The organism is Mycobacterium sp. SMC-8, assembly GCF_025263565.1.
Taxonomy (GTDB): domain Bacteria; phylum Actinomycetota; class Actinomycetes; order Mycobacteriales; family Mycobacteriaceae; genus Mycobacterium.
In genome coordinates this window covers 605,619-631,496 of the sequence record NZ_CP079865.1, presented here as the reverse complement: position 1 = coordinate 631,496, position 25,878 = coordinate 605,619, and the positions used below count along the sequence as shown (strand labels likewise).

Sequence of the window (25,878 nt, the reverse complement as noted above, 5' to 3'; positions counted from 1 at the left end):
ACTGTCTCACCGCCCGCGGTGGTCGTTGTCTCACCGCATCGCGGGGTTGCGTCAGGTCTGGTGGTGGATTCGTCCCCGGGTCTCGGTCAGGGGTCGGCCCTCCCCGCCCCACCTCCTCGCGATGATCTCTGCGGCGATCGACACCGCGGTCTCCTCCGGGGTCCGGGCGCCCAGGTCGAGGCCGATCGGGCTGGCCAGCCGGGCCAGTTCCGTGTCGGTCAGGCCCGCCTCACGCAGCCTCCCCATCCGGTCGTCGTGGGTGCGACGCGATCCCATCACGCCGATGTAGCCGACCTCGGGCAGGCGCAGGGCCACCTGCAGGACGGGCACGTCGAACTTCGGGTCGTGCGTCAGCACGCAGATCGCGGTGCGGGAATCGATCTCGCCGCCTTCGGCCTGGGCGCGCAGGTAACGGTCCGGCCAGTCCACCACCACCTCTTCGGCAGCGGGGAACCGTGCCGTAGTGGCGAACACCGGCCTGGCGTCGCACACGGTCACCCGGTAGCCCAGGAAGGCCGCCTGCGTCGCAAGCGCGGACGCGAAGTCGATGGCGCCGAACACCAGCATCCTCGGACGGGGGGCGTGGCTGGAGACGAACACCTCCATGCCCGACTCCTGACGCTCACCGTCCGCGCCGTAGGTCAGCGTCGCCGAGCGGCCCGCCAGCAGCAGCCCCCGCGCGTCGTCGGCCACCGCGTCGTCCGTGCGCGCGGAGCCGAGCGTTCCGTGCCGTGCATCGGGTCCCACGACCATCCGCAATCCGACGCGCAGCGGATCGGGGTGTGTGATCACGGTGGCCACCGCCACGGCGCGGTGCGCGGCGATGTCGTCGGCCACCTGCTGCAGTTGCGGAAACGTCTGGCGCGACACCGGTTCGGTGAAGATGTCGATGATGCCGCCACAGGTCAGGCCGACGGAGAACGCGTCGTCGTCGCTGATGCCGTACCTCTGAAGCTGCGGTGTCCCGCTGGCGACGACCTCGTTGGCGGTGTCGTACACGGCGGCTTCTACGCAACCCCCGGACACCGATCCGGCCACCGATCCGTCGGGGGAGACGACCATTGCCGCGCCGGGCGGACGGGGCGCCGACCGGATGGTGCGCACCACCGTGGCCAGACCGGCCGTCCCGCCGGACCGCCAGATCGTCAGCAACTCGTCGAGGACGTCGCGCACGAGCGAAGTGTATGCCTACCCTTGCGGGATGAGCGTTGTCGCACTGCGCTGCTTGATCATTGGCGCCCTCGCCGCGGTGGCCGCGGTCGGACCGTCTGCTACCGGTGCGGCGTCGCCGGTGCCGCCGGTGTCGGACTCCGCCGGTGCGGCCGGCCTCGTCGACGTGCGCAGTGTCGTCCCCGATGCGGTGATCGACCTGCGGTACGCGACCACGGACAACTTCGTCGGTATCCAGCTGTATCCGGTCGGCGCCCGCTGTATGGTGCATGAATCGCTGGCGCCCGGCCTTGCGGTCGCGGCGGATCTGCTGCGTGCGGGCGGGGAGCGGCTCGTTTTCTGGGACTGCTACCGGCCGCACGCCGTACAGGTCCGGATGTTCGAGGCCGTGCCGGATCCGTCATGGGTGGCGCGGCCCGGTCCGTTCGCGCGCAGCCACGTCGCGGGCCGTTCGGTGGATGTGACGCTGGCCGGTGCCGACGGGCTGGTGGACATGGGCACGGGGTTCGACGACTTTTCGCCGCGCAGTTTGGCCTACGCGGCCGACGGCGTGAGCGCGGCCGCGCAGGCCAACCGGGCCCGGTTGCGTGACGCGATGGTGGCCGGCGGATTCACCGTCTACGCCGGGGAGTGGTGGCATTTCGACGGGCCGGGGGCGGCCGTTGAACGGCCGATCCTCGATGTCCCGCTGGTCTGACCGCGCCCAGGATTCCGCCGAAATCGCATTCCACGCGGCCCTTTTCGTGTGTAGGCCGCGTGGAATGCGATTTCGGCGGGGGAGTGGCAGTTCAGAGCTTGGTCAGGTCCGTCTTCATCAGCATGACGTTGTACTCCGACCACAGCGACAGGTTCCAGTACAGGTCTGATCCGGTGCCCAGGGTCGACGGCGACCACGGATGCAACATCGGCGCGTAGATGCCACCGCTCTGCTGACCCATCAACACCGTCGCGTCCGACCAGGTGCCCTCGGGGGTGTCCGAGGTTCGCATGACGATGTTGTTGAACTGATCACCGTAGAGCACGACGTACTTCTGCAGATACTCGTTGTACTGCACCGACATTTCGCTGACGGTGTAACCGGGCTTGGTCGACCCGCAGGCGCCGCCGGTTTTGCCGATCACCGCCGATGCGGAGGACGGGCTGCCCTTGACCCACTTGGCCGCCGAGCCGCCGAACCAGCCGGTGGATGCGGCCTTGTAGTACTCGTACTTCGACACGTTGAGGATGTCGTCGGGGGCGACGCGGGCGACATACGCCGCGCCCTGCCGGCCGTTGGGGGTGCCGTAGACGTACACGTAGCCGTCGTCGCCCTTGACGAACGCCGACTGCTGGAAGTTGCGGTTACCGCTCAAAAACGAGTTATAGCGCACACTTTCAGGCGCGACCTTGAAATTCTCGCCGTTGTCGGTCGAGTACGCGATCGCCGAGTAGTTGGTGGTCCAGCGGCCGGCCTGGCCCCACTTCGACACCGACATGAAGCTGACGTACTGGATGGTGCCGAACGGCGTGTCCTTGGTGACCTCTGTGGGCAGTGAGACACCGGCGGTCGGGATCAGCGTCACCGAATTCGGCAGCCACGAAGGCCGATCGATGATCGGCCGGGCCTCTGTCGGACCGGACAGCGGAGCGCCGCCGAACATGTTGCCGTTCTTCCATTCGCCGTCCGGAATGGTCAAGCCGTCGGACAGGTCGGTGTCGGAACTGCGGAACAGCGTGTTGTAGATCCACCGACCGGTCATGCCCTGTGCGCCGAAGGTGTCTCCGACCGCGATCAGGATCTGATGTTCGTTGATGTCGGGTGTGGACGGATCGTCGACCATGCCGTTGTCCCACATGACGCCGACGTCGGTGCCGTGGACGGCGAACCGCTTCAACGTGTTGGCCAGCGTCGGGTCGCCGAGATAGACGTTCTTGCCGGTGACCCAGCTGATGAACCGTGTCGACGGGCTCACCTGAGGGTTCAGCCACGGTGAGTAGGACGGGATCAGCGCTGCGGTGCTCACGTCGTCGGTCAGGGCCAGACTGGTCGGCGTCACCACGGTGGTGCGCGGGGCGTTGCTGGTGCTGCGTGCGGCGAACAGGTTGTCGAGTTCGCGCCGCGCGAAGGCCAGCAGCGCCCACAGGAACGGTGGCTGCGGGGCGTCGCCGGGCTTGGCATCGGCCTTCTGGCGGGCCCAGTCGAGCATGCTGGTGACGACGTTGACCACCGCGGTGATCAGGTTGGGTTTCTTCGCCATCGCGGCCTGGTCCTGCTCGGTGGTCAGCAGCGCGGCCACCGTCGGGGAGAGCGGCCTCGGGCTGGCTTCGGCCAGCTTGGTCGCCGATGCGAACACAGCGACCTTCGTGCTCTGCTGCGGCGGCACCGCGGGGTCATCGACCGCGTCGGCGACGTTCGCCGTCGTCTTCTCGACGTTCTTGTCGGCCTCGGACTCGGTCCCGGCTTCGGGCCCTGTATTGCCATCGGTGTTGTCGCCGGCACCGGTGCTGGGCGTCGTCTCGTCGTCGGCGGTTCCGGATCCGGCCGCAGGCTCGTCCACCGGTTCAGCCTCGTCCACCGGGGCGGCGTCCTCGTCCGGCTCCGCGACGTCGACCGGGCCGGCGTCCTCGTCCGGCTCTGGCTCCGGCTCGGCGTTCTCGTCAGTGTCACTGTCCGGATCGTCCTCGGGCTGGGCCTCGAGCTCGTCCTCCGGCCCGGGTTGACCGTCCGCCTCGGTCTCACGGGTATCCGAGGCCGACCCGGCGGCGCCGGGCGAGTCCTTCTGACCGGTATCGGAGGTTGCTGCACTCGTCGAACTCGACGGGGCTGAATTGGTATCGTCGGCCCAGGCCACACCCTGACCTGCAAAGACTGTCGATCCGACGCCCAACGCGACGGCGAGGCCGCCCACCCGACCGACGTACGCTGCGGAACCCATGAAACCCCTTTGACAAAGCCGTGACCGTCCCCCGGTGTGGCGACCATTGAATCGCACCACCAACAGACCAGCGAGCAAAAGGTTATATCGTCACAAATATCGTTTCGTGACCGTGACCACGCGGTTTTCCGCGCGATGCGCCGCGGCGGCGGTGAACGGCAAACTCAGCGCCGTTGTTCAGTCGAGGTTCTCCAGCGCCTTTCTGTAAAGGCTGACCGCTTCGGCAATGCCGTCGCCGAGCCAGGCGTCGGCGACGCCGACCTGGTCGGCGACCAGCTGCACCCGGGTGAGCCACAGCTCGAAATCATGATCGCGACGGAGGTCGTCGATCTGGGCCTTGGTTCCCCGGATCAGGATGAACCCGCCCAGCTCGATGCTTTGCGGTTTGAGGACGACCCGGTCGAAGCCCTCGATCCGATCCCGGTCCCGGAGTCCTGACAGATAGCCCTCGGTCTCGACGAGCAAATCCAGTGCCTGGTGTTCTCGTCCGCGGGTCGGGACACCCCATGCGACCCACAGTCCTGCTTCGGCCATGCCCGAACGCTACTGCAGCGATGCTCGCTCCACGCGCACCCCACCCGCCGCGTGGAAGCGGTCAGCCGCCGTCGCGGGCGTTGTCCTTGACGGGTGCCTCGACCAGCAGGGACAAGCCCTGGTGCGCGGCCAGCTCGACCCCGAAGCTGTGCAGATCGTCGACGGTGGCCAATGACTTGCCCGAGAACATGTCCGACACCTCACTGCCGGGCGGCAGCTTCAGCGAACGCACCGTTCCGGCCACGTGTTCGTTGGCGAAGTTCAGCACCGTCAGTTGGTACCGGCCGACGTCATCGAGCTGATGCACCAGCACCAACATCCCGCGGTGGGACACCTCGGGGATGTCGATCTGGCGGCTGGTGGCGATTCCGTAGTGCGACCGCACCTTCAGGATGGCCTGCAGCTGGCGCAAGAAGCTGGTGTCATCAGCGAGCTGCTCCGGGATGGACCCGTAAAGGCTACGGCCCCTGGGCATTCCGGCCGGCGACTGGGTCGCGGTCGGGTTGACGCCCATCAGGTCGTGGGCGGCGCGGTGGATCCACCGGGTGTCCCCGCCGCGCAACAGTTCGGAGATCTGCGCCGGTGGCAGCGTGAGCATGCCGCAGACGTCCCAGCCCGACAGCGCGAACACTCCCGGCTGCAGCGCGTTGAACATCGCCAGCAGCAGGTGGGCCCGGCGGATCCGGTCGATCTGCTCGTCGTCGACGACGTCGTCCAGCGACGTGATGCCCAGGGTCGCGGTGATGACCGTCGCGGTGGTGCAGGCGATGCCGTTGGTGGTGAACACCAGGTTGTACGGCGCGTTCTCACCCGACAACTTGTCGCGCAAGTCTGTGCGGACGGTTTCACCGAGCTCCTCGCCGGTGATCTCCTCGCCCTTGTAGGTGTACACGTCGTCGCGGTGACCGGTCGACCAGTGCACCAGCTCGTAGGTGAGCTCGTCGTGGTTCTGCAACGCGTGCACCAGAGATGCGGGATCGACGCCGAGCTCAAGGGTGGTGCGTAACGTCAGGCGCAGGAACTCGGTGTCGGCGGTGGCCAACGCGTGGTGCGCCGCGGGACGGGTGATGAAGTCGTAGGACAGGTCGGCACCGGCCTCACCGATCTCGCGGATGTCGTCGATGGTGAGGTTGAGCTCCTGGAAGGTGAAGCCGCCGACCTTGCGCACCATGCTGGCGATCAGGTGGTTGGCCGCCTCCGAGAGCGGATGGCCCTCCGACCACGCGGCGCTGTCCTCGGCCGCTGTCTTCTCGGCACCGAGAAAACCGTTGGCGTCCAAGCGGAGTCCGCCCGTTCCCAGATCGGCCAGCGAGTGCAGCGCGTCGCCGATGACCAGCCGCATGCCCGCGAACGACGGATCCAGCCAGTTGATCGACGGCTGACCGTCCTTGAAGTAGTGCAGGTACACCCAGCGGCGTTCGACGCCGTCGATACCGACGACGGGGCGGGTGACACTCCAGTTGGTCTCCTTGATGCCCTCGGCGTAGAAGATCACCCGCTGCAGCCGGCCGATGATGTAGCCGGCTTTGGCCAGCCACTCCTCGGTGGCGGGATCGATGTTGACCGAGTCGGCGCCGGGCGGCACCTCCGGCAGGTGCTCCCAGTCGCGCGGGTCGACCTCGACCATGTGATAGATGCCGGGGTAGTCCGCATACTTCATCTCCGCGAGCCGGAAGTCAGCGCCCTTGCCGGTATGGCCCGGCACGATGTCATCGATGATGGTGCCGCCGTACCAATTGGCAGTGCCGCACATTTGGCGGAATTCGTCCTCGGTGCCGAACGCGGGATCGATCTCGGTGCTGATGCGGTCGAAGTGGCCGTCCACGCTGGGCGTCAATTCCCAGCCCGAGATGCCGCCGGCCCGCTTGACCGGCCCGGTGTGCACGGCCTCGATCCCGATCTCCGCGAAGGCCTTCCACATGTCGGCGTCGGCCATCGCCTTGAGAAACGACTCGTTGGACCGGGTGATCAGCGACAGCGGGTAGGCGGTGAACCACACCGAGGCGGTCTCGACGGCGCCGCGAGGGCTCGGGGTGGCGTACGGGTTCTGCCACATCGAGCCCTGGCCGGAGAACTGCTGGCTGATCTGGTTGGCGTCGGCCAGCATCGACTGGCTGATCAGCCAGGACACATAGGCGGGATTGTCGCCCGTCGGTGAGCCGTCGCGTGCCAGCGAGCGCCGCGTGAACGGCTGGCGGACCCGCGGCCGGAACCGCAGCGACCGAGGCCGGGCGGGGTGCAGGTGTTCGTCGAACGTCAGCTCGGGCGTCTCATGAGAATCACTGCCCTGGTCTTCGGGTTCCGATTCCACGGCTTGGGACAAGGTTCCGCCTTCGCAAGGGTTGGGTTCGTTAGCGACCGCTATCGAGTATTGCCGTGTCGGGGCAAGGTTGAAACTGGGGCGGAGGTATTGGCAGAGCCCCCTGTCAGGATTGAACTGACGACCTACGCTTTACAAGAGCGTTGCTCTACCACTGAGCTAAGGAGGCGTGCCCTCCGGGAGGGCATCTCAGATCTTATCGGCTCCGTTCCAGCCTTCGACAAGCCGTCAGTTCGGCGCTTATGTGCCCGTCGGTCGGTGGGGCAGCGGATCGCCGGTGCCTCACGGTCTGGAGTTGCCCCGAGACCTTCGCCTAGAGCAGTGGCTTCTAAGGTTGTCGGTATCGCGACTTAACTTCAACACGTGCCAGTGATCTGTGTGGGATGCGGAGCGACGATTCAGGGTCGCCGGCGGCGGGTGTATTGCACCAACGCATGCCAGCAGGCACATCGCCGGCGGCTGCTCCTGGAGGCTTGGCTAGCGAGCGGTGTGTGTGGCCGCACGTCTTACCAGGGCCACTACGTCCGTGATTACCTCTACGAGCAGCAGAGCGGGTGCTGTGCGATCTGCGGCAACAGTGACAGTTGGAACGGCCGGAGTTTGGGGTTGATCGTCGACCACATCGACGGCGACCCAAGCAATGACCGCCGCGAGAATCTCCGGCTCATCTGCCCGAATTGCGACAGTCAGCTACCGACGTATAAGGCGAGGAATCGCGGCAGCGGTCGCTATTACCGGCGCCGGCGGTACGCAGACGGTCTGTCCTACTAAAGGAACGGCTTAAGCCTCGATCCACCGATGTATCGGCTGGTCGCAGGGTGTCGGAATGAGGAAAGTGCCCTTTGAACTGGGAAGATTGGTGTTCTCTACGCACTAATCAGTCCAGGTCAGAAAGGCACTTCCGGTGAAAGTGTCCCATAGTTTCGCTGTGTCGTCGGCGGTCTTCGATGATGACCATCTCGTGTCCTGCGCTGGATTGGTCCCGGTGATGACCCTGGCGGCCCAGACTGCCTTGCCGCAGCTATTACGTGACAAGGTGGTCATTGCCGAGCCGAGGATCAAGTCCGGGGCGGCCAACCCGGCACCGAAGCTGAGCACAGTCATCGCGGGCATGTGTGCCGGTGCGGACTGCATTGACGATCTCGACCTGGTGCGGGCAGGTGGGATGAAGACACTGTTCGGCGGCGTGTATGCACCCTCGACCATCGGAACTTTGTTGCGCGAGTTTACTTTCGGACACGCCCGCCAGCTCGAATCGGTTTTGCGCGAGCACCTGGCCGGACTCTGCGCGCGGGTCGATCTGTTGCCTGGCGCCGGCGAGCGCGCGTTCCTCGACATCGACTCACTGCTGCGTCCGGTCTATGGCCACGCCAAACAAGGTGCTTCCTACGGACACACCAAAATCGCGGGCAAGCAGATCCTGCGCAAGGGCCTGTCGCCGTTGGTCACCACGATCAGCACCGCCACGAGTGCGCCGGTGATCACCGGCGCCCGGTTGCGAGCCGGGAAGGCCAACTCCGGCAAGGGTGCGGCCCGGATGATCGCCCAAGCCGTCGCCACCGCCCGCACCGCCGGGGTCACCGGCCAGATTGTGGTGCGCGGCGATTCGGCCTACGGCAACAGCACCGTGGCCACAGCCTGCCGCCGCGCCGGTGCCCAGTTCTCGTTGGTGCTGACCAAGACCCGCGCCGTCGCTGCAGCCATCGAGTCCATCGACGAGAGCGCCTGGATTGCAGTGGAATACCCCGGAGCGGTCCGTGATCCCGACACGGGAGCCTGGATCTCCGATGCAGAAGTCGCCGAGACCACCTACACCGCCTTCACCTCCACCGACAACCCGATGACCGCCCGGTTGATCGTGCGTCGGGTCAAAGATGCCCGCTTTCCTGATGCGCTGTTTCCGGTGTGGCGGTATCACCCGTTCTTCACCGACACCGACGAACCCACCGTTGCGGCCGACATCACCCACCGCCGCCACGCGATCATCGAAACCGTGTTCGCCGACCTGATCGATGGACCCCTGGCTCACATGCCTTCGGGACGTTTCGGAGCGAACTCGGCGTGGATCCTGTGCGCCGCGATTGCCCACAACCTGCTGCGCGCCGCCGGCGTCCTGGCCGGTGGAGCCCACGCAGTCGCCCGGGGCGCCACACTGCGCCGCAAGCTCATCACCGTCCCCGCACGCCTGGTCCGACCGCAACGCCGACCCCTTCTGCACCTACCGAGCCACTGGCCCTGGGCTGACCACTGGCTTACGCTGTGGCGCAACATCATCGGCTACGATCCACCTCTACTGGCCACAGCCTGACCACCTGGCCGAATAGGCCCCTACCGGAGCGCACAGGGAAAAGCTGGGCAGACCAGCGGTTACGTCACGCTCACAAGCCCACCAAACGACAACCAGCCATGGCAGACACATCAATCACTCAAGTCCACGGATCGAGGTTAAGGCACGTCCCGTACGAACCTCACTCTTCGGCTTCGATAATCCGCTGCGACGTCACCGGCCGCGATGTCGGGCGGGGACGCATGCGCCGCCCGGGCAGCGGGATGCGGTCGGCGATGTTACTCAGGGGGTTGACCACCTGGCTGAGCACAATGACGGCCTCGCGCAGCGCCTCGATCGTCGGCTCGAGTGCCTCCAGCCCGGGGGCGAGCCGGTTGAGGGTGTCGGCGACGGCGGCCAGCTGCTCCAGCGGGCCGTTGCGCGCGGTGAGCGTGTCGACCACTCCGCCCTCGGCGAACAGCCTGTCGGCGACGCCGTCCTCGGCCAGCAGCCGGTCGATGAGGCCATCCTCGGCCAGCAGCTGGTCCACCAGCCCACCCGGTTCGAGGGTGTGCATCAGCCCGCCCTCCTCCTGAGTCAGCCGGTCGAGCGCGCCGCCCGGCGCGGTGAGCCGGTCCACCACCCCACCGGGACGCAACAGCCGGTCGATCGGGCCGTCAGGGGCGAGCGCGCGGCCGAGCGGCTGGTCCTCGTCCATCAACCGGGCCAGCCGGTTGGCGCGCTCGACGGCGTCTTGCACGCCGAGCATGGACGCGAATGACGTCGGCTCCCGCCGGACCCCGTCCTTGGACTCGCCGAGCGTGCGGTTGGCGATGTCCAACGCGCCGCTGGCCATGCCCAGGCCGGCTTCAGCGACGGCCAGCCCTGCGCGCACCGGTGTAAACGCGAGATCCGTCAGGGATTTGCCGAGGTTCATCCGCCCAGTCTATGGACCGCGCAAGCACAAACTCACAGGAAGTGCACAGCCAGCGGGCAGTACATTTCAAGCGAATCGGTGGACAGTTGAGGGCTATGGCCATGCCGGTACCGGAGAACGTCCCAGAGGCTCGCGTTCTGGTGGTCGACGACGAAGCGAACATCGTCGAACTGCTCTCGGTGAGTCTGAAATTCCAAGGGTTCGAGGTGCACACCGCGTCCAACGGCCCCGCAGCCCTGGACAAAGCGCGGGAAGTGCATCCGGACGCGATCATCCTCGACGTGATGATGCCGGGGATGGACGGTTTCGGTCTGCTGCGACGGCTGCGCGCCGACGGCATCGACGCCCCGGCGCTGTTCCTGACGGCGCGCGACTCGCTTCAGGACAAGATCGCAGGTCTGACCCTGGGCGGCGACGACTACGTGACCAAACCGTTCAGCCTCGAAGAGGTGGTGGCCCGGCTGCGGGTGATCCTGCGCCGGTCCGGCCGCGGCCACGACGAGCCCCGCACGTCCCGGCTCACGTTCGCCGACATCGAACTCGACGAGGACACCCACGAGGTATGGAAGGCCGGCGAACCGGTGTCGCTGTCGCCGACCGAGTTCACCTTGCTGCGCTACTTCATCATCAACGCCGGCACGGTGTTGTCGAAGCCCAAGATTCTCGACCACGTGTGGCGCTATGACTTCGGCGGCGACGTCAACGTCGTGGAGTCCTATGTGTCCTATCTGCGTCGCAAGATCGACACCGGCGACAAGCGCCTGCTGCACACGCTCAGGGGTGTGGGCTATGTCCTCCGGGAACCGCGATGAGCGCTTGCGCGAAGAGCCGTGGGTTGAGATGAGCGCTTGCGGGAAGAGCCGTGGGTTGAGATGAGCGCTTGCGGGAAGAGCCGTGGGTTGAGATGAGCGCTTGCGCGAAGAGCCGTGGATGGCGTTAGGCGCTCGACCCTGAACAATGGTGGTGTGCCGGGTCGGTTCAGGAGAGGCATTCCGCTTCGTGTAGGCCTTGTCGCCGCCACACTGCTGCTGGTGGCGTGCGGTCTGCTGGCCTCAGGGATCGCGGTGACCACGATCATGCAGCACAGCTTGATGAACCGCGTCGACGACACCCTGCTCGACGCGTCCCGCGGGTGGGCGCAGGTGCCGCGTAGGCTTCCCACCGTCACCGTCGAGGATCCCAACCCGGCACGGCCGCCGTCGGACTTCTTCGTCCGCGGCATCGATCCCGACGGACACATCTGGATGGCCGTCAATGACCGCGATCACGAACCGGCGCTGCCCGCCGACAACGATGTGGGACCGGTGCCGGTCACCGTAGGCTCCGTCGACCACTCCGATGTGCAATGGCGCGCGATGACGGTGCGTGGTCTGCGCGGCGAGCTCACCACGGTGGCCATCGACCTGTCCGACGTGAAGTCCACCATGCGGTCGCTGGTCTACACCCAGCTCGGCATCGGAACAGCGGTGCTGCTGGTGCTCGGCATCGCCGGCTACGCCGTCGTACACCGCAGCCTGCGCCCGCTGTCCGAAGTGGAGAAGACCGCTGCGGCGATCGCCTCCGGCCAGCTGGATCGCCGTGTCCCCGAACGCGATCCGCGCACCGAGGTGGGCCGATTGTCGTCGGCGCTCAACGGGATGCTCGCTCAAATCCAGCGCGCGATGGCGTCCTCGGAATCCTCTGCCGAGCAGGCGCGTAGCTCCGAGGAGCGGATGCGGCGTTTCATCACCGACGCCAGCCATGAACTGCGCACCCCGCTGACGACCATCCGTGGCTTCGCCGAGCTGTACCGGCAGGGCGCCGCTCGCGACGTCGAGATGCTGATGAGCCGCATCGAGAGCGAGTCACGCCGCATGGGCCTGCTCGTGGAGGACCTGCTGCTGCTGGCGCGCCTCGACGCGCAGCGCCCGCTCGACCAGCATCGGGTCGACCTGCTGGCGTTGGCCACCGACGCGGTGCACGACGCGCAGTCGATCGCACCGAGGCGCAGCATCCGGATGGAGGTGTTCGACGGCCCCGGCACGCCCGAGGTGCTCGGCGACGAGCCGCGGCTCCGTCAGGTGCTGTCCAACCTGGTTGCCAACGCGCTGCAGCACACCCCTGAGTCGGCGGCGGTCACGGTGCGGGTGGGAACCGAGGGCGACGTCGCCGTCCTGGAGGTCTGCGACGAGGGTCCCGGTATGCGCCCGGAGGACGCTCAGCGCGTTTTCGAACGCTTCTACCGCGCCGACTCGTCACGGACGCGTGCCAGCGGCGGCACCGGTCTGGGGCTGTCGATCGTCGACTCGCTGGTCTATGCGCACGGCGGCCGGGTCAGCGTGACCACCGCCCCGGGCCAGGGCTCGCGGTTCCGGGTGACGTTGCCGCGGTTCGCTGACGCCGGCCCTGACGCCGAGTCGGCGGTGCCGGCCAGTTCAGCGCAGGTCGGCTAGCGCGGCCTTGATCTTGGCCTGAGCCTCGTCCAGCGACTCCGGCGACGGGTTCTGATCGACGTTGGCGAAGCCGAAGTCCGACAGGTTGCGGGCCGGGAATACGTGCACGTGCAGGTGCGGCACCTCCAGTCCCGCGATGATGACCCCCGAGCGTTCCGTGTCGAACGCCTTGCAGACCGCCTTGCCGATCAGCTGCGACACCTCCATCACGCGGGCGAACTTCGCCGGCTCGACATCCTGCCAGTTGTCGATCTCCTCGCGTGGCACCACCAGCGTGTGGCCCTGCGTCATCGGCTGGATCGTCAGGAACGCCACGATGTCGTCGTCCTCGTAGACGAATCGTCCGGGCAGTTCGCGGTTGATGATCTTGGTGAAGACGGTCGCCATGCGTCGAGCATTCCAGTCGGCGGATTCGGCACGCAACAGTGCCGGAAGAAGCGCCCCTGCGCACCCGATCCGCTCTAGCCTGGCCAGATGTTCGGATTGATGCAGGACCGGCCTTTGATGATCTCCTCGCTGATCGAGCACGCGGCGGCATTTCACGGTGACACCGAGGTGGTGTCGCGGCTACCGGAGGGGCCGGTGCGGCGCACCACGTGGCGTGGCGTCAACGAGCGCTCGAAACAGGTCGCCAACGCGCTCGGCGAGCTCGGCATCGAAGCGGGTGACCGCGTGGCGACGCTGGCGTGGAACAGTGACCGTCACCTCGCGCTGTATTTCGGTGTCTCGGGATCCGGTGCGGTGATGCATACCGTCAACCCGCGGCTGTTCGCCGAGCAGATCGTCTACATCGTCAACCACGCCGAGGACCGGGTGTTGTTCTTCGACATCACGTTCGCGCCGCTGGTCGACAAGTTGGCCGCCGAGCTGACCACTGTCCAGACATACGTGGTGATGACCGACCGCGACCACATGCCCGAGCTTGCGCATATCCCCGCCGGGCGGGTGCTCTGCTGGGACGAGCTGGTCGGCAAGCAGTCCACCCACTACGACTGGCCGGAGTTCGACGAACGCACCGCCTCGTCGCTGTGCTACACCTCCGGCACCACCGGAAACCCGAAAGGTGTTCTGTACTCCCATCGTTCGACGGTGCTGCACGCGATGCTGTCGTTGTCGCGCGACACCTTCGACATCAACAGCGGGACCACCTTGTTGCTCGTCGTCCCGATGTTCCACGCCAACGCGTGGGGCACCCCGTACTCGGCGGCGATGGTCGGCGCCAAGCTGGTGTTGCCCGGGCCGCACCTGGACGGCGAGAGCGTGTACCGACTGATGCGCGACGAAGCAGTCACCATCATGCAGGGCGTGCCGACGGTGTGGCTGATGTTCTTCTCCTACCTCGACGAGCATCCCGAGATCGACCCGCGCGAACTGAAACTCGAGTGGGCCGGGATCGGCGGATCGGCGCTGTCGCAGTCGATGCTGGAACGCATCGAGGACGACCTCGGGGCCGAAGGCGGTCAGGGGTGGGGGATGACCGAAACCAGTCCGATCTGCGTGGTCGGCCGGCTGCTGCCCAAGCACGCCGCGCTGAGCGCCCAGGAGCAGCACAAGGTCAAGCTCAAGCAGGGCCGGGGTGTGTTCGGGGTGGAACTCAAGATCGTCGACGAGTCGGGTAATCGCCTGCCCTGGGACGGAAAGGCTTTCGGTGAAGTGTTCGTCCGCGGCCCGTGGATCGCCAGCGGCTACTTCAAGGGTGAGGGCGGTGAGAAGCTCGACGCCGAGGGGTTCTTCCCGACCGGTGACGTCGCGACGATCGACCCCGACGGTTATCTGCAACTGGTGGACCGCACCAAGGACGTCATCAAATCCGGCGGCGAGTGGGTCAGCTCGATCGACCTGGAGAACGCCGCGATGGGCCATCCCGCGATCGCCGAGGCGGCCGTCATCGGTGTGCCGCACCCCAAGTGGCAGGAGCGGCCGCTACTCATCGCGGTACTGCGCAAGGGCCACAACGCCACTCGTGATGACGTTCTGAAGTTTCTGTCCGGTGAGGTCGCGAAGTGGTGGCTGCCCGACGACGTGGTGTTCGTCGACGAGCTGCCGCACACTGCGACCGGCAAGGTGCTCAAGGTCAAACTGCGTGAGCAATACCGCGATCGTCAGCGGTCACAGCCCGAATGAGTACCCGCCGTTGACGCAGATGGTCTGACCGGTGATCCACGACCCGTGGTCGCTCGCCAGCAGCAGCGCCAACTCGGTGACGTCCTCCGGAACGCCCGGACGTCGGATGGCGTAGTTGCGCAGAATCTCCTTGGCCTGAGGCGAATCAGGCTCGGCCTGCAGCGGTTCGGTCATCGGGGTCCGCATCGTCCCGAGCGAGATGTTGTTGGCGGTGATGTTGAACCGACCGTTCTCCAGCGCCAGCGACCGGGTGAGCCCGGCGGCCCCGGCCTTCGCGGCGCCGTAGACGGCGCCACCGGGGTCGCCGGTGCGCCCGGCGTCGGAGACGACCGTGAGGATCCGGCCCCACGTGTTCGCGATCATCGACGGCAGGACCGCCCGGGCACAGTGCAGGACGCCGTAGAGGTTGACGCGCAGAAAGGACTCCCAGTCGGCCGGCTGTGTCTCGGCGAACCTGGCCCGGCCGCCGAACCCTTCGGCGCCGGCGTTGCCCGCGTTGTTGATCAGCACGTCCACCGGTCCGGCCTCGGCAATCGCGGCGGTCACCGACGCGTAGTCGCAGACGTCGAACGGGACCGGCGTACCAGAGCCGCCCGCGGCGCGGAGCTCACCGGCCACCTGTTCGCTGCGCTCCCGTTGGAGGTCGTTGACGAGCACCTCGGCCCCGGCGCGGCCGAATGCGAGGGCAAGACCGCGTCCGATGCCTTGGCCCGCGCCGGTGATGAGCACCCGTCGAGATGTCATCGGGCAGCGGTGAATTCGATCTGCAGCTCGGTCAGCCCCCTCAGCAGGAAGGTGGGATCGTAGGCGAAGTGATGCGCCCCGGCGGGCCCGTGGGCCGATTCGTCGAGGTGGATCTCACTGGTGCGGTCCAGCCACCGGCGGACGGTGATCTGTCCCTCGACCCGGGCCAGCGGGGCGCCCGCGCAGGTGTGGATGCCACGACCGAACGCGATGTGCTCGCGAACGTTCTTGCGGTCCGGGCGGAACTTGTGCGGATCCTCGAATTTGCGCGGGTCGCGGTTCGCCGCGCCGAGGCACAGCATGACGATCGTGCCCGCCTTCAAATGCACGCCGCCGAGCGTGGTGGTCTTGCGGACCAGCCGGAAGTCGACCTTGGTCGGAGAGTGCATCCGCAGCGACTCTTCGATGAACGTCGGTATGCGGTCCGGGTGCCGGCGCAGAGTTTGTTGGTACTCCGGCTGTTCGGCCAGTGTCTTGACGGCTGCGCTGAGCAGTTTGGTCACGGTCTCCTGCCCCGCGGCGAACAGGAACGTGGCCGGCTTGACGACCTCGATGAGCTCCGGTATCGAACCGTCCGGGTACACCGCCGTCGCCATGCCCGACAACACGTCCCCGCGTGGCTCGCGGCGACGCTCGGCGAGGTACCCCGCGAACTTGTCGTCAAGATACTGCAGCGGATCCGATCCCACCGGCTCCCCGTCCAGGGCGCCCACCCTTGCCCCGTCCGGCTGCTCGGCACCCAGCGCGGCCAGGAACTCCGGCCGGTCCTCCTCCGGGACACCGAGCAGGTCGATGATCGCCGACGTGGCAAAGGGTTTGGCGTACTCGGACAGGAACTCACAGCGTCCCTGGGCGGAATCCGGGTCCATCACGCGGTCGATCTGGCTGTCGACCAGACGCCACATGTAGTCCTCGTTCTCCTTGAGGCGCCGCGGCGTGAGCAACTTGTTGAGCAACGATCGGGCCCGCTCGTGGGCGGGCGGGTCCATCACCACCATGTGCTCGTGGATCGGGAACAGGTGGCGGTGTGCCTCGATCTGCTCGGTGATGTCGTCACCCTCGGGGGTGAACGGCAGCGGCGGGAACGGTCCGCCGATCGCGTTGACCGCGGAGAACGAGCCGTGGTCCTTGAACGCTGCCAGCACTTCCTGGTAACCGGTGACGGCGACGACGCCGTAGTGCGGTTCGCGGTAGACCGGATTCTGCTCGCGCAGATGATCCCAGTAGGCATAGGGGTCCTGGCTGAGCGCGTAGTCGGAGAAGAAGTCCGCCGATGCGAGGTCGGTCATTTGGGCAGCCGTCCTTTCGCTTGCCTGATCGATCGATCAGACTGCTAGAATGCGCCATGCTTACCACGGTGCTCGACACACGGTCAAGCGGCGCGTGTGCGAGAGCCCGCTGATGCCGGCTGCAGCCAAGGCCCGCGGCGGGGACGTCAGCGCACGGGCGCGCTTGATCGAGGCGACGGCAAAGATCATGCGCGACGAGGGATATGCCGCAGCGACCTCGCGCCGGGTGGCCGCCGAGGCCGGCGTCAAACAGGCGCTGGTCTACTACTACTTCCCGACCATGGACGACCTGTATGTCGAGGTACTGCGAGCGGGCGCGGAGAGCTCGCTGGAACACATGCGCGCCGCCTTGGCCAACAATGATCCGCTGCGCGCACTGTGGCTGATCAACAGCGACGCCAGCAGGACCGCGCTGAACACCGAGTTCATGGCGCTGGCCAACCACCGCAAGGCGATTCGGGTCGAATTGCGTGCCTACGCCGAGCGGGTGCGTGACATCGAGACTGCCGCCGTCACGGTCGCGCTGCGCGCCAACGGTGTTGACCTGCAGCAACATCCACCGGTGGTGGTCTCGATGCTGATCGCCCAGATCGCCCGGAGCCTGTGTAACGAGAGTGCGGTCGGGGTCACGCTCGGCCACGACGAGATGCGCGCCTACGTCGACCGCCAGCTCAAGTCACTGGCCCCCGCGCCGGGTGGTTGACAGGTCCCGCGATCGGTGTCACGCTCCTGATCGATCGACAAACATCGACTATCGGGCTGGAATTGAGGTGGCACATGGGTGGTCGGGTGGAGGGCAAGGTCGCGTTCATCACGGGCGCGGCGCGCGGTCAGGGCCGTAGTCATGCGGTGCGGCTGGCCGAAGAGGGCGCCGACATCATCGCGATCGACGTCTGTGCAGCGATCAGCAGCAACACCGAGATCCCGCCGGCGACACCCGATGACCTGGCCCAGACCGTCGATCTGGTCAAGGGGACCGGTCGCCGGGTCGTCTCCGCCGAGGTGGACGTGCGTGACTACGCCGCGGTGAAGGCGGCGGTGGACTCCGGGGTGGAGCAGCTGGGCCGGCTCGACATCGTGGTGGCCAACGCGGGCATCGGCAACGGTGGGCAGACGCTGGACCACACCAGCGAAGATGACTGGAACGACATGATCGACGTCAATCTGTCGGGCGTCTGGAAGTCGGTGAAGGCCGCTGTGCCGCATCTTCTTTCTGGCGGCCGCGGCGGATCGATCATCCTCACCAGCTCGGTTGGCGGCCTCAAGCCGTACGCGCACACAGGTCACTACATCGCCGCCAAGCACGGCGTGATCGGGTTGATGCGCACCTTCGCCGTCGAGCTGGGCCAGCACTCGATCCGGGTCAACGCCGTCTGCCCGACCAATGTGAACACCCCGCTGTTCATGAACGAGGGCACGATGAAGCTCTTCCGGCCGGACCTGGAGAATCCGGGGCCCGACGATATGGCGGTCGCCGCCCAGTTCATGCACGTCCTGCCGGTTGGTTGGGTCGAGCCGGTGGACATCAGCAATGCCGTGTTGTTCCTGGCCTCTGACGAGGCGCGGTACATCACGGGCCTCCCGGTCACCGTGGACGCCGGCAGCATGCTCAAGTAGTCGGGCGTGCAACTCGGTCGGTGAACGAGGAGATCAGACCGCAGGTGCCGTGATCAGTTGACCCGGGCTGCGATCTCCTCGACCGTCCACGGTGGCTCGTTCTCGTGGCCGCGGTAGGCCACGATCGCGGGGGGCTGCCGATCGAAGCGGCCGACGAATCCGCCTGCGGCCACGAAGATCTGTCCGGTGATGTCCTTGGCGAGGTCGCTGACCAGGTAGCAGTAGGTCGGTGCGGCATACTCCGGCGGCGCGGCGTCGAGGGCGCCCTGGTAGCTGACATCATCGAGCAGGCCGCGGCGGTTGAGTTCGGCGATATGCGCTTGGTAGTCCGACCCGGTGGACAGCCGGGTCTTTGCGCCCGGACACACGACGTTGGCGCGCACCCCGTACTCCTTCAGTTCGGCCGCGATCGACAGCGTCAGGCTGTTGACCGCCCCCTTGCCTGCGGGGTATCCGGTGCCGCCGTAGTCGCCCAAGAACGCGAACGAACTCGTGTTCACGATCGCGCCGGAGCCCTGCTGCACCATCCGCGGGGCGGCCGCGCGGCAGGTCTGGAAGACGGTGCCCAGATGGGCATCCACCAGGCTCTGGAACTGCTCGGTGGTCACGTTGAGGATCGACGAGCCGGCGGGTTCGGCGGTGCCGGCGCAGTTGACCAGGATGTCGATCGACCCGAACTCGCGGACGCAGGTGCCGATCAGCGCGTCGGCGACCGCCGGATCGGCGGGTGAGCCCGGGTGGGCGACCGCACCCGGAACACGTTCGGCCGCTTCGTGCGCTGCGACGTCGTCGCGGCCGTTGACCACCACCCCGGCGTCGAGAGCGGCCAATAGTTCGGCGACGGCCAGGCCGATCCCGCGTGTGCCGCCGACCACGACGGCTCCGCGGCCGGACAACAGTCCGCTAATCCGCGCTTTCCTTCTGCGAGAAGCTCATCGCGTCCATGTTCCAGTAACCGCGCAGGTTGGTGATGAGGCCGGCGTCGTCGACGCGGTAGGTGAACACACCGCGTACGGTGGCCACGAACCCGTTCGGGAAGGTCGTCTCCAACACGAGGATGTAGGCGATCTCGGTCGGACTGCTGGACGGGAACGTCTCCTCACAGGTGACGCGCAGCTGGTTCGGGCCGATGTTGGCGTCGTAGAACGCGGCAACGGCGTCCTTGCCGCGCACCCCGGTGCCGTCGGGGTTGGTGACAGCCTCCCCGATGGGGTCCTCGATGACGATGTCGTCGGACATCAGGGCCAGCCAGCCTTCGCGGTCGCCGGATTGCACGCAGCGCCACGAGTTCCGCGACGCTGCGACCACCGGTGTCAGTTCGGCCGTCTCTGTCATGTGACTCCTTCAGCAAGACCCTCGCGGGAGCTCTGGGGTTACCGGTCGGCGTCGGTGTAGCGGATGACGCCGCGGATGTTGCGGCCCTCGAGCATGTCCTTGTAGCCGTCGTTGATCTGCTCGAGCTTGTACTGCCGGGTGACCATGTCGTCGAGGTTGAGCCGGCCCGCCTTGTACATCGACAGCAGCTGGGGGATGTCGTGGTGCGGGTTGCCGCCACCGAAGATGGTGCCCTGCAGGTTCTTCTGCAGCAGCGTCAGCATCGACAGGTTCAGCGTCACATCGGAGCTGGCCATGTTGGCCACCGCGGTGACCACGCAGGTGCCGCCCTTGGACGTGATGTTGAGGTAGTTGTCGATTTCTTCGCCGTGGAGCTCACCGGTGGTGATGATGGTCTTGGCCGCCATCCGGCCCGCGGTGATCTCGGCGACGCCCATCATCGCGCTGGCGATGTCGGGGTAGGCGTGGGTGGCGCCGAACTTGAGCGCCTGGTCGCGCTTCCACTCCACCGGGTCGATCGCAAAGATGTTGCGCGCGCCGGCGTTCAGCGCGCCCTGCAGTGCGCCCATGCCGACGCCGCCGATGCCGGCGATGACGACGTCGTCGCCGGGCCGGACGTTGGCGCTGCGGACCGCGGAGCCGTAGCCGGTGGTGACGCCGCAGCCGACGAGGCAGGCGACCTCGAACGGGATGGACGGGTCGATCTTCACGACCGAGCTCTTGTGCACGACCATGTACGGGCTGAAGGTGCCCAGCAGGGTCATCGGGATGACCGGCGTGCCGTCCTTGGCTGCGTGGATGCGGTGGGTGTTGTCGGAGACCGCAGTGCCCTGGAGCAGCATCGCTCCGAGGTCGCAGAGGTTGCGCAGACCCGACTGACACGACGGGCACGCGCCACACGACGGGATGAAGGACAGCACGACGTGGTCACCGGGCTCGAGGCCTTCGACGCCGGGGCCCACCTCGGTCACGATGCCGGCGCCCTCGTGGCCGCCCAGCACCGGGAAACCTGCCATCGGGATGTCGCCGGTGACCAGGTGATGGTCGGAATGGCACATGCCCGAGGCTTCCATCTGGATCTTCACCTCGTCCTTGACGGGGTCGCCGATCTCGATCTCCTCGATCGACCACGGCTGGTTGAATTCCCAGATCAGAGCGCCTTTGGTCTTCATTTCTCCTGCTTTCGACTAGAGCCCCTAGTTCCAGACTAGAGGCTCTAGTTAGCCACATCACAGGCCCCCCAAGCAACTGCTTGGTGGTGTCCTCACCAGATGGGAGCCGGGGCCTCGCCGATCGGGTAGTAACCCGGCAGTTTCTCGCCGGCCAGCGAGCGCTCGATGCGCTTCTGCATGGTCGGGGTGAGGTCCCCGGACTCGATCAGCTTCAGGAACGCCTTCTGCACGTGGCCGAAGTCGAAGAAGTCACGTTGCCATTCGATCAGCAGTTGGTCGTTGAGACGGAACCAGCTGCCGCCGATGCCGTAGATCTCATCGCGGGTGCCGTCGCTCTTGTTGGCGATCTGCTTCCAGAAGCCGACGATCTCGTTCTGCTTCTCGTCGATGAGGACCTTCTGGTACTCGTAGACCCAGTTCTCCAGGCCCTCCATCTCCAGGCCCAGCGCGACGTCGCGGATTTCGTCCCTGTTCACGCACATGACGTCTTCCTTGGGCCCGATGTTCCAGCCGTAGGTGGCGTCGTCGGTGTAGAAGTCCGCCAACGGCTTCCAGTCACCGGCCGCCTCGGCCTCCTGATTGGCCTTGAGCCAGCGCTCTACCCAGTCCTCAAGTTGCTCCCGTGACGCCACATTCACTCCTTCTCTGTGATGGAAAGTGCCCTGGTGGGACACATGTCGACAGCAAGTTCGACGGCCTCGCGAAGTTCGTCGGGGGGCTCATGGTCGAGGATCTCGACCACGCCGCGCTTGGGCACCCTGAACACATCGGGTGCCTCCAGCTCGCACATGGCGTGGCCCTGGCACAGGTCCTCGTCGAGTTCCACTCGGTAGCAACCCATCTCGACAGACTCCGTCAGTTCTTGGCTCGCTTGCGGTATTTGACCTTCGCCGGTCGCGCCAATTGCACGACCATCTTCGAGTGGTCGTTCTGATAGCTCTCGGGCGGCTGCGACATCTCGAACTCGTACTCGCGCAACAGCACCGAGAAGATCGCCTTGATCTGCATCTGCGCGAACGCCGCACCGACGCAGCGGTGCTTGCCTGCGCCGAACGGAATCCAGGTCCAGCGGTTGATGAGGTCCTCTTGTCGCGGCTTGTCGTAGCGGTCGGGGTCGAAGGCGTCGGGGTCGGGGAAATCCTCGGGGATCCGGTTGGAGATGGCGGGGGAGGCCGCCACCATCTGGCCCTTGTGGATCGGATATCCGGCGACCTCGAACTCGTCCTGGGCCACCCTCATCAGGATGATCAGCGGCGGGTGCAGCCGCAGCGTCTCCTTCAACGCGTTGTCCAGATTCGGGATCTGGCGCAGCGCATGGAAGCTCACCTCCTGCCCGTCGGCATAGAGATCGTCGAGTTCCTGCTGGACTTTGGCGTAGAACTCCGGATTCCGGAGCAGCTCGATCAGCGTCCACGACGACGTGCCCGAGCTGGTGTGGTGACCGGCGAACATCAGCGAGATGAACATGCCGGTGACCTCGTTGGCCGAGAAGCGCGGGTTGCCGTCCTCATCCTTGATCGAGACCAGCACGTCGAGCAGGTCGCGATCGCTCTTGTCCTTGGGCGGGGTGGCGATTCGGCCGTGCATGACCTCCTGCACCAGTTCGACCAGACTGGCCCGCGCCTCGTCGCGGATGCGGAAGCTCTCGATCGGCAGATACGGGTCGACGTAGCAGAGCGGGTCGGTGCCGCGCTCGAGGAGGTGGTAGTAGTTGGCGAACCGTGAGTCCAGCTGATCGCGGAACTTCAGCCCGATCAGACACGCCGTCGAGGTGTAGATCGTCAGCTCGGAGAAGAAGTCCAGCAGCTCGATCTCGCCTTCGTCGCCCCAGTCGGCGATCATCTTGCGGACCTCCGCCTCGATCGTCGCGGCATGGCCTTTCATCTGCTCGCCGCGCAACGCGGTGTTGTGCAGCATCTCGGCCCGGCGCTCCGGGTCGGCGTCGAACACCACGCCTTCGCCGAAGATCGGCGTCATGAACGGGTAGGCCTCGGCCTGGTTGAGTTCGCTGTCGCTGGACCGGAAAAAGAACTCGTTGGCTTCGGCACCCGAGAGCAGCACCACCTGTTTGCCGGCCAGCTGGAACCAGCCGACGTCCCCGCACTCCTCTCGAATGCGCTTCATCAAACCGATCGGGTCGGTGCGGAACTCTTCGAGGTGGCCGTGCTCCTCTTCCCCGCCGGAGACCCGCTGTACCTCTGTAAGAGCCGTCATGATTTCAAATCCCTCCCTCGGGTCGCTTCGCTCCTGCTCCCAGGAAGCGACTCCTCATCGACTTTCAGTTGCTGACGGTCCTTGACCGATGCGAGCGGAGCTTCGGGCTGCAGCTCCATGCTCGCGATGAAGCCGCCGCGCGGGGTCTCGGCGACGAACGTGATGGCGCGGGCCAGATCGGCGGCGCGCAGGAAGTAGTCGTGGCGGGCCTGCCCCCACTTGGCCCAGTCCTCCAGGGCCGGCCCGATCAGTTCTGCCGGCAGACTCCAGCCCATGGAGGTCTTGGTCGGGCCGGGGTGCACGATCGACGCGCGGACGCCGGTGCCCTCGAGTTCCATCTGGTAGTTGGTGACCATCGCGACCAGCCCCGCCTTGGCGGCGCCGTAGGCGCCCATGTGCGGCCGTTGCCGCAGCGCCACATCGGATCCGACGAAGATCAGGTCGCCGCGCCGGCGTTCGAGCATGCCGGGGAGTACTGCGGTGGCAACCCGGTTCGCGCCGATCAGGTGGATCTGGATCTGTGACTCGAACTGTTCGGTGCTGATCGAATCGAGCTTGCCGAAGTAGGTGTCACCGGCGCCCGCGACCAGGATCTCGATCTCCCCGAGCTCGGAGACGGTCTGTTCGACACACGCCTTCACCGAATCGGGATCGGTGACATCCAGATGTACGGCGACCGCCTCACCGCCGTCGGCGCGGATCTTGTCGACCGTCTCCTGGCATTTCTCGACACGGCGTGCCCCGAGCGCCACCGGAAATCCCCGCGAGGCAAGCTCGATCGCGGTGGCTTCCCCGATTCCGGACGAAGCGCCGGCGACCAGCGCTGGACGCCGGTCGGGCAGAGGATCAAAACGAGGCATCAGCGAATCTCCACATGAATCGGAAGGTGAGCGAACCCGCGGACATTGCTGGAGTGGACTCGGACGGCGTTGGCCTCGTCGACTTCATACCCGCGGATTCGCTTGAACAACTCGGCCAGTGCCACCCGTGCCTCCATGCGCGCCAGATGCGCGCCGAGGCAGAAGTGTGCGCCACTGCCGAAACTCATGAGCTTGGAGCCGATCTCACGCCCGATGAGGTAGTCATCGGGGTTCTCGAACACCCGCTCGTCGCGGTGCGCCGAACCGGGCAGGAGCAACAGCACGTCGCCGTCGGGGATCCTGGTGTCGTAGAGCGTCAGCTCACCCGACACGGTGCGGGCCAGGATCTGGCTCGACGTGTCATAGCGCAGCGTCTCCTCGACCCACAGCGGCACCCGCTCCAAGTCGTCGTAGACCGGTGCCAGCTGGTCGGGATTCCGATGTCCCCAAAAAGCGGCATTGGCAAGTAGTTTCGTGGTGGTCTCGTTGCCGGCGATCACCATCAGGAACATGAAGCCGATGATCTCGTCGTCGGTGAGCCGGTCCCCGTCGATCTCGGCCTCCAGCAGAGCCGACGTCAGATCGTCGGTAAGCTTCTTGCGGCGCTCGGCCACCATCTCCTGGTAGTACACGATCAGGTTCAGCGACGCCTCGATGGCCGAGTCGGGCACATCGGTGACGCCCTCCTCACGGTGCATCACCGCATCCGCCCACGCCCGCACCTGGACGCGGTCGGCTTCGGGTACTCCCATCAATTCGGAGATCACATCCATCGGGAGCTTGCCGGCGAATTCATCCACGTAATCTACGGTGACACCGGTTCTCGCGATCTCCAGCATGCTGTCCAGATGCGCTACCGCGATCTCGGTGACGCGCGGTTCGAGTTCGCGGATGCGCCGCGGGGTGAAGCCCTTCGAGACCAGCGTGCGTAGCCGCAGGTGGTCGGGATCATCCATGGCCAGGAAGGACATGGTCTTCGACGCATGCGGCCCGCGCGACGCCGGATCCAGTGAGACGCCGAACTTGTTGGACAGCGTGGTGCTGTTGCGGAAACCCTTCAGCACGTCCGCGTGGCGGGACAGTGCCCAGAACCCGAGTTCCTCGTTGCGGTACAACGGGGCTTCGTCGCGCAGCCGCCTGTAGTACGGGTAGGGGTCCTCATGGAAGTCGTAGTCGTACGGGTCGAGCCGTACCTCGCTGACTGTCAACGGTCCTCTCCGACTATGAGGCCGACCACGTAGCTCAGCCGGTCGGCGATCTGGTGATAGGTGAAGGCGCCGCTGCCGGCGTTGACGAGGGCGCCGAAGAACGTCATCTCCAACGCGGCCAGCGTGCGATGGTCCGGATCCGGGCCGACCGCGGCGCGGATTCGGCGGTGGATCTCGGCGCCGATACGCTCGCGGACCGCACGGACGGCGGCGTCGTTGCCAGAGAGCAGCGCTGTGGTGCAGGCCGCCGCCACCTCGGGTTCGTCGGCGACCATGAGGGCCATGGTGCGCAGCGTCTTCTCGACGCGCGTGACGGTGCTGTCGTTGACGTCGGTGAAGTAGTCGACCTGGCGGATGAGATCGAGGTAGATCTCGGCGATCAGATGATTCTTCGACGAGAAGTACGTATAGGCGGTGGCCGGCGCCACCTTGGCCCGAGCCGCCACCGCGCGCACCGTCAGGTCGGCATAAGAGGACTCGCGCAGCATCTCCAGACCGGCGGCCAGCACCTTACGGAAGGTCTCTTCCTGTCGACGGTTGCGTGGCGGATGCGTCGAGCCATCTGTGAGCGCGGCAACAGCATCACTGGACACCTGTCCAAGCTATCCGACCGCACATGCATGAGGCAAGCGGCGAACAAAAATGCCAGCGCATACCGCCTCTGCTGGAAGTGCCGGCCGCCGATCCTTGCTTGAGGTCGATGCCTGAGGCTATGGTTCGAAAGAACTATTTCGGACAGTT

The 25,878-nt window shown here is 66.2% G+C and carries 25 protein-coding genes and 1 tRNA gene; 8 read left to right on the top strand and 18 right to left on the bottom strand.

Going from position 1 to position 25,878, the window contains the following annotated elements:
* Nucleotides 1–51: 51 nt before the first annotated feature.
* Nucleotides 52–1,173, bottom strand: coding sequence for an XdhC family protein (locus KXD97_RS03185; RefSeq protein ID WP_260755428.1), 1,122 nt, complete (start codon nucleotides 1,171–1,173; stop codon nucleotides 52–54).
* A 28-nt stretch (nucleotides 1,174–1,201) separates the two neighbouring features.
* On the opposite strand from KXD97_RS03185, the gene KXD97_RS03180 reads away from it, so the two are divergent.
* The gene (locus tag KXD97_RS03180) at nucleotides 1,202–1,867 is read left to right on the top strand and encodes a M15 family metallopeptidase (RefSeq protein ID WP_260755427.1); all 666 of its coding nucleotides are present in this window, start codon (nucleotides 1,202–1,204) and stop codon (nucleotides 1,865–1,867) included.
* 91 nt (nucleotides 1,868–1,958) lie between these two features.
* Here KXD97_RS03180 and KXD97_RS03175 read toward each other — a convergent pair whose 3' ends face one another.
* From KXD97_RS03175 to KXD97_RS03160, 4 genes are all read right to left on the bottom strand, one after another.
* Complete coding sequence (locus tag KXD97_RS03175; protein WP_260755426.1) at nucleotides 1,959–4,085, bottom strand: DUF4185 domain-containing protein; 2,127 nt, start codon at nucleotides 4,083–4,085, stop codon at nucleotides 1,959–1,961.
* Between the two features lie 177 nt (nucleotides 4,086–4,262).
* A complete protein-coding gene (locus tag KXD97_RS03170; RefSeq protein ID WP_260755425.1) occupies nucleotides 4,263–4,619 on the bottom strand; it encodes a hypothetical protein in 357 nt (118 codons plus the stop codon).
* A gap of 61 nt (nucleotides 4,620–4,680) precedes the next feature.
* Entirely contained in the window at nucleotides 4,681–6,942 is a 2,262-nt protein-coding gene (gene treS / locus KXD97_RS03165) for a maltose alpha-D-glucosyltransferase (RefSeq protein WP_260755424.1), read from the bottom strand.
* A gap of 94 nt (nucleotides 6,943–7,036) precedes the next feature.
* A tRNA-Thr gene (locus KXD97_RS03160) sits at nucleotides 7,037–7,108 on the bottom strand.
* Nucleotides 7,109–7,308: 200 nt separating this feature from the next.
* Between KXD97_RS03160 and KXD97_RS03155 the strand changes: the two genes are divergently transcribed.
* On the top strand, nucleotides 7,309–7,710 hold the full coding sequence (locus tag KXD97_RS03155) for an HNH endonuclease (protein WP_396885332.1): 402 nt from the start codon (nucleotides 7,309–7,311) through the stop codon (nucleotides 7,708–7,710).
* 133 nt (nucleotides 7,711–7,843) lie between these two features.
* Nucleotides 7,844–9,247: an IS1380 family transposase gene (locus KXD97_RS03150; protein WP_260754786.1), complete on the top strand. Its 1,404-nt coding sequence runs from the start codon at nucleotides 7,844–7,846 to the stop codon at nucleotides 9,245–9,247.
* Nucleotides 9,248–9,407: 160 nt separating this feature from the next.
* Here KXD97_RS03150 and KXD97_RS03145 read toward each other — a convergent pair whose 3' ends face one another.
* Nucleotides 9,408–10,142 carry a hypothetical protein gene (locus KXD97_RS03145; protein WP_260755422.1) on the bottom strand — a complete coding sequence of 245 codons (735 nt, stop codon included), beginning with the start codon at nucleotides 10,140–10,142 and terminating at the stop codon, nucleotides 9,408–9,410.
* Nucleotides 10,143–10,237: 95 nt separating this feature from the next.
* Between KXD97_RS03145 and KXD97_RS03140 the strand changes: the two genes are divergently transcribed.
* Together KXD97_RS03140 and KXD97_RS03135 are read left to right on the top strand one after the other, a co-directional pair.
* Nucleotides 10,238–10,954, top strand: coding sequence for a response regulator transcription factor (locus KXD97_RS03140; protein WP_260755421.1), 717 nt, complete (start codon nucleotides 10,238–10,240; stop codon nucleotides 10,952–10,954).
* Nucleotides 10,955–11,107: 153 nt separating this feature from the next.
* Nucleotides 11,108–12,574 (top strand): cell wall metabolism sensor histidine kinase WalK, encoded by a 1,467-nt coding sequence (locus KXD97_RS03135; RefSeq protein ID WP_260755420.1) that lies wholly within the window; start codon nucleotides 11,108–11,110, stop codon nucleotides 12,572–12,574.
* Here KXD97_RS03135 and KXD97_RS03130 read toward each other — a convergent pair.
* A complete protein-coding gene (locus tag KXD97_RS03130; RefSeq protein ID WP_260755419.1) occupies nucleotides 12,557–12,961 on the bottom strand; it encodes an HIT family protein in 405 nt (134 codons plus the stop codon). The two genes, KXD97_RS03135 and KXD97_RS03130, sit on opposite strands and share 18 nt — an antisense overlap.
* 87 nt (nucleotides 12,962–13,048) lie before the next feature.
* Here KXD97_RS03130 and KXD97_RS03125 point away from each other — a divergent pair, with 87 nt between their 5' ends.
* A complete protein-coding gene (locus KXD97_RS03125; protein ID WP_260755418.1) occupies nucleotides 13,049–14,698 on the top strand; it encodes a long-chain-fatty-acid--CoA ligase in 1,650 nt (549 codons plus the stop codon).
* On the opposite strand, the gene KXD97_RS03120 is transcribed toward KXD97_RS03125, so the two are convergent.
* Complete coding sequence (locus tag KXD97_RS03120) at nucleotides 14,684–15,442, bottom strand: SDR family NAD(P)-dependent oxidoreductase (RefSeq protein WP_260755417.1); 759 nt, start codon at nucleotides 15,440–15,442, stop codon at nucleotides 14,684–14,686. The genes KXD97_RS03125 and KXD97_RS03120 overlap by 15 nt on opposite strands.
* A complete protein-coding gene (locus KXD97_RS03115; RefSeq protein ID WP_260755416.1) occupies nucleotides 15,439–16,731 on the bottom strand; it encodes a cytochrome P450 in 1,293 nt (430 codons plus the stop codon). Before KXD97_RS03115 ends, KXD97_RS03120 begins: the two co-directional genes overlap by 4 nt.
* A 112-nt stretch (nucleotides 16,732–16,843) precedes the next feature.
* On the opposite strand from KXD97_RS03115, the gene KXD97_RS03110 reads away from it, so the two are divergent.
* Both KXD97_RS03110 and KXD97_RS03105 read left to right on the top strand, forming a co-directional pair.
* Nucleotides 16,844–17,434: a TetR/AcrR family transcriptional regulator gene (locus tag KXD97_RS03110; protein ID WP_260755415.1), complete on the top strand. Its 591-nt coding sequence runs from the start codon at nucleotides 16,844–16,846 to the stop codon at nucleotides 17,432–17,434.
* Between the two features lie 74 nt (nucleotides 17,435–17,508).
* Nucleotides 17,509–18,348 (top strand): mycofactocin-coupled SDR family oxidoreductase, encoded by an 840-nt coding sequence (locus KXD97_RS03105; RefSeq protein WP_260755414.1) that lies wholly within the window; start codon nucleotides 17,509–17,511, stop codon nucleotides 18,346–18,348.
* Between the two features lie 53 nt (nucleotides 18,349–18,401).
* On the opposite strand, the gene KXD97_RS03100 is transcribed toward KXD97_RS03105, so the two are convergent.
* The 9 genes from KXD97_RS03100 to KXD97_RS03060 all read right to left on the bottom strand — a co-directional run bounded on the left by KXD97_RS03100 (nucleotide 18,402) and on the right by KXD97_RS03060 (nucleotide 25,730).
* Nucleotides 18,402–19,223 carry an SDR family NAD(P)-dependent oxidoreductase gene (locus tag KXD97_RS03100; protein WP_260755413.1) on the bottom strand — a complete coding sequence of 274 codons (822 nt, stop codon included), beginning with the start codon at nucleotides 19,221–19,223 and terminating at the stop codon, nucleotides 18,402–18,404.
* 28 nt (nucleotides 19,224–19,251) lie between these two features.
* Entirely contained in the window at nucleotides 19,252–19,683 is a 432-nt protein-coding gene (locus tag KXD97_RS03095) for a nuclear transport factor 2 family protein (RefSeq protein ID WP_260755412.1), read from the bottom strand.
* A gap of 38 nt (nucleotides 19,684–19,721) precedes the next feature.
* Nucleotides 19,722–20,855, bottom strand: coding sequence for an NDMA-dependent alcohol dehydrogenase (locus KXD97_RS03090; RefSeq protein ID WP_260755411.1), 1,134 nt, complete (start codon nucleotides 20,853–20,855; stop codon nucleotides 19,722–19,724).
* Between the two features lie 92 nt (nucleotides 20,856–20,947).
* Nucleotides 20,948–21,487, bottom strand: coding sequence for a nuclear transport factor 2 family protein (locus KXD97_RS03085; RefSeq protein WP_260755410.1), 540 nt, complete (start codon nucleotides 21,485–21,487; stop codon nucleotides 20,948–20,950).
* Nucleotides 21,488–21,489: 2 nt separating this feature from the next.
* Nucleotides 21,490–21,696: a ferredoxin gene (locus KXD97_RS03080; RefSeq protein WP_260755409.1), complete on the bottom strand. Its 207-nt coding sequence runs from the start codon at nucleotides 21,694–21,696 to the stop codon at nucleotides 21,490–21,492.
* Nucleotides 21,697–21,710: 14 nt separating this feature from the next.
* Complete coding sequence (locus KXD97_RS03075) at nucleotides 21,711–23,069, bottom strand: cytochrome P450 (RefSeq protein WP_260755408.1); 1,359 nt, start codon at nucleotides 23,067–23,069, stop codon at nucleotides 21,711–21,713.
* A complete protein-coding gene (locus KXD97_RS03070; protein WP_260755407.1) occupies nucleotides 23,066–23,929 on the bottom strand; it encodes an SDR family oxidoreductase in 864 nt (287 codons plus the stop codon). Before KXD97_RS03070 ends, KXD97_RS03075 begins: the two co-directional genes overlap by 4 nt.
* Nucleotides 23,929–25,137, bottom strand: a complete 1,209-nt coding sequence (locus KXD97_RS03065) for a cytochrome P450 (RefSeq protein WP_260755406.1) — start codon at nucleotides 25,135–25,137, stop codon at nucleotides 23,929–23,931. Before KXD97_RS03065 ends, KXD97_RS03070 begins: the two co-directional genes overlap by 1 nt.
* A complete protein-coding gene (locus KXD97_RS03060) occupies nucleotides 25,134–25,730 on the bottom strand; it encodes a TetR/AcrR family transcriptional regulator (RefSeq protein WP_260755405.1) in 597 nt (198 codons plus the stop codon). Before KXD97_RS03060 ends, KXD97_RS03065 begins: the two co-directional genes overlap by 4 nt.
* Nucleotides 25,731–25,878 lie beyond the last annotated feature (148 nt).